Annotated in this window: 3 protein-coding genes; all 3 read right to left on the reverse strand. The window is 63.9% G+C overall.

Features of this window, described 5'->3' with window-relative positions; genetic code table 11:
* Nucleotides 1-19: 19 nt before the first annotated feature.
* On the reverse strand, nucleotides 20-1468 hold the full coding sequence (gene phnY, locus ACXAHG_RS23330; protein ID WP_475039297.1) for a phosphonoacetaldehyde dehydrogenase: 1449 nt from the start codon (nucleotides 1466-1468) through the stop codon (nucleotides 20-22).
* A gap of 14 nt (nucleotides 1469-1482) precedes the next feature.
* Complete coding sequence (gene phnA / locus ACXAHG_RS23335) at nucleotides 1483-2727, reverse strand: phosphonoacetate hydrolase (protein WP_475039299.1); 1245 nt, start codon at nucleotides 2725-2727, stop codon at nucleotides 1483-1485.
* A gap of 34 nt (nucleotides 2728-2761) precedes the next feature.
* Nucleotides 2762-3709 (reverse strand): 2-aminoethylphosphonate--pyruvate transaminase (locus ACXAHG_RS23340; protein ID WP_475061190.1); only part of this gene is annotated, 948 nt, incomplete at its 5' end.

The following is a 3709-nucleotide window of genomic DNA, read 5'->3' on the forward strand; positions in this document are numbered from 1 at the left end:
GTCCCCCCTGTGGCGTGTTTTACTCCGGCCAGGGGAGGGAGTATGTCTTGACGTTTGTGAAGAATTTCATGGCCTCGATGACGCCTTCCTTGACGCCGTTGCCACTGTCCTTGATGCCGCCGAAGGGGGACATTTCGATGCGGTAGCCGGGCTGCTCCCAGATGTTGCAGGTGCCCACGTCCAGACCGTTGATATAGGCAATCGCGCGGTTCAGGTCGTTGGTGCAGACACCGGAGGACAGGCCGAACTCCGTGGAATTGGAGATCCGCATCACCTCGGCGTCGTCATCCGGCACCCGGACAACCGGAATGACCGGGCCGAAGGTCTCCTCCATCACCAATTCGCTGTTGTGGGGCACGCGGTCGACCACGATCGGCGGCAGCAGCGCACCCTGGCGGGGCGGATGATAGAGGATCTCGGCACCTTCCTCCGCCGCCTGCAGCACCCGGTTTTCAAACAGCTCCGCCGCCTTGCCGTGGATGACGCAGCCAAGCTCGGTTGCCGGATCCTGCGGGTCGCCGAACTTGATCTTCTGCGCCTTCTCCAGCACCAGCGGCACAAAGCGGTCAGCCACGCTTTCCTGCACCAGGATGCGCTTGATCGCGGTGCAGCGCTGGCCGGAGTTGCCGGTGGCGCCAGCCACCGCAATGGCGGCCGCCTTTTCCAGATCGGCATCCGACAGATCATTCAGCACGATCAGCGGGTCGTTGCCGCCCAGTTCCAGCGCCTGCCGCTTGTAGACGCCCTTCTCGGCAATCATCTTGCCCACCGGCACGCCGCCCGTGAAGGTGATGATGTCGATGTTTTCATTGGTGATCATCTCATCGCCAATGTCCTTGGGCCAGCCGGTCACCACCTGGAACATCTCCGGCGGCAGGCCTGCTTCATAGAGGATATCGGCCAGCGCAATGCAGGTCAGCGGCGTCAGCTCGGTCGGCTTGCAGACCATGCAGTTGTTGGTGGCAATCGCGGGCGCGATCTTGTGGCTGACCATGTTCAGCGGGTGGTTGAACGGGGTGATCGCCGAGATCGCCTTGACCGGCTCGCGCTTGGTGAAGATCTTGCGCGCCTTGCCGTTGTGGGTCAGGTCGCAGGAGAAGATCTCGCCGTCGTCCTTCAGCGCCTCGGCGGCGGCGAACTGATAGACGTCCTGGGCGCGCTTGGTCTCATAGACCGCGTGCTGGTGGCAGATGCCCAGCTCCAGCGTCAGCCATTTGGCCAGCCAGTCCCGTTTCTCGCCGATCAGTTCGCCCGCGCGCTGCAGGATCCGGCTGCGCTCGTAGCGCGTCAGCTTGGGCGTGTAATTCGCGGCAATCTCAAAGGCCATGCGGGCATGTTCCGCCTGGCCTGCAGGCACATGGCCCACTACTTCGCCCGTATAGGGGTAATGGACCGGCACGGTATCCTCGGTAAACACAACCTCGCCGCCGATGCGCATGCCCTCGTTGCGGATTTCAATAGTGCTCATGGTCAGGCTCCCCGTTACAGCGCCGCCGCCTGCGCGGCATAGAAGAAGGCATCAAAATTGCGCAGCACCGGCGCTTGCGGCAGCGGCAGGACGCGGTTGCAGATGAAGGGGACCTCCTGTTCGGTCAGCCCGCCATGGGAGCGCAGCGGCTCATTCAGCGCCGCCAGATCGTGGCGGTGCTCGGATGTGCCGATGCAGATGTTCTCGCCGGAGACCAGGATGATGTCGCCGATCCGGTCGGCCGGCAGCTCAAACCGGGCCACCGCCTCTTCGCGGGTCAGCACATCGGTGATCGCATCATAACCTGCCAGTTTCCCCATGATCGCCGCCCGGTCCGCGCCCTCGGGCAGGTAGCAGGTGGCAAAGGAGCCAAGCGCGCCGTGGTGGACAACATAGGGGTCGGTGATCGGCAGGATCACCCGCGCCTGGCCTTCGCCCAGCCACTCGTCCATCAGGTCCTGCACATAGATCACGCTGGGCGAGCCGTCGGCGTGATGCTTGGGCTTCATGCCGTGATCGGCGGTGACCACGATCGCTGCCCCCAGCGCATCCAGCTCCGCCAGGTACTTGTCGAACATCGCATAGAAGGCCTTGGCCTCTGCCTGATCGGGGCTGTATTTGTGCTGCACGTAATCGGTGGTGGTCAGATACATCACATCCGGCGCCCATTCCTTCAAAAGCTTCACCCCGGCAGCAAAGACAAATTCGCTCAGCTCTGCCGAATAAACCTCGGGCTGCGCCATGCCCAGCCATTCGCTGGCCTTCTCCTGGCCGTGCTCTGCCGCGGTTGAACTATCTGATTTTTCAGCCGAGAAACACTTGGCGCGGTCCTCATCAAACGCCAGCCCCGCACCCAGAAGCGCCCGCAGCTTGTCCTTGGCGGTGACCACCGCCACCCGCGCACCCGCATCATAGAAGGCCTTGAACACCGTGGGCGCGCGCAAAAAGCGCACGTCGTTCATCATCACCTCTTCGCCGGTCTCAGGGTCGATCAGGTAGTTGCCGCAGATCCCGTGCACCACCGGCGGCCGGCCGGTGGCAATGCTGAGGTTGTTGGGGTTGGTGAAGCTCGGCACCACCGAATGGGCCAGCCGGTCGGTGCCTTCCGCCCGCATCCGCCTAAGCGCGGGCATCAGGCCATCGGCAATCGCCTTGTCCAGATACTCCGGCTCGCAGCCGTCCAGGCAGATGGCAATCGCGCAGGCCCGGGGCACCGCATAGGCGCGGCCGTTTGCCACAACGGGGGAGTGAATGGTCATATGTCGAAGTCCTTTATCTTTCAGGCTTGTCTCTTCAGGCCGCCAGTTTGGCGCGTTCTTCCAGCGCCGCGGCGGGCGGCGCCGCGCTGGCGACGCCCATTTCGGCCAGCGTTTCCTTGGCGGCAGCCGCAACCCGCCGCATCACATGCTCATCCATCTGGCCGATGCAGCCGATGCGGAAACTGTCCACAACCGTCAGCTTGCCCGGGTAGAGGATAAAGCCCTTTTCCTTCATCAGACCGTAAAAGCGGCTGAACACAAAGCTCTCATCCGCCGGGCAGAAGAAGGTGACGATGATGGGGCTGAGCCAGCGGCTTTCCAGCAGGGTTTCAAACCCCAATTCCCGCATGCCGGCCACCATCACATCGCGGTTCCTGGCATAGCGCGCGCCGCGCCCCGCCACGCCGCCCTCGGCCTCATGCGCCTTCAGCGCCTCCAGGAAAGAGGCCACCACATGGGTCGGCGGCGTGAACCGCCACTGGCCCGTCTTCTCCATCGCCGCCCATTGCGCATGCACATCCAGGGAAAGCGAATGGCTGTTGCCCCTGGCCGCCTCCAGCTCCGCCTTGCGGGCAAGCACAAAGCCAAAGCCCGGCACCCCTTCGATGCATTTGTTGGCCGAAGACACCATCGCCTCAAAGCGGATCTGCGCGGGCTGCAGCTCAATGGCGCCAAAGGCCGACATCGAGTCGATCAGCAGCTTGCGGCCCGCCGCATAAACCGCCTCGGAAATCTCCGCCACCGGGTTCAGGATGCCCGAGGAGGTCTCGCAATGGATCGCCACCACATGGGTGATCGCCGGATCCTCCGCCAGGATCCGCGCCACCTCCTCCCCGCGCGGCGGCAGGTAGTCGCCCTTGTCCAGCACCGCGTGATCGCGGCCCAGATAGGCCAGCGTCTGCGCCGAGCGCTGCCCGTAGGCCCCGTTGGCCAGCACCAGCGCCTTGCCATCGCCGGGGATGAAGGAGCCCAGCATCGCCTC

The organism is Leisingera sp. ABD4_442, assembly GCF_056160905.1.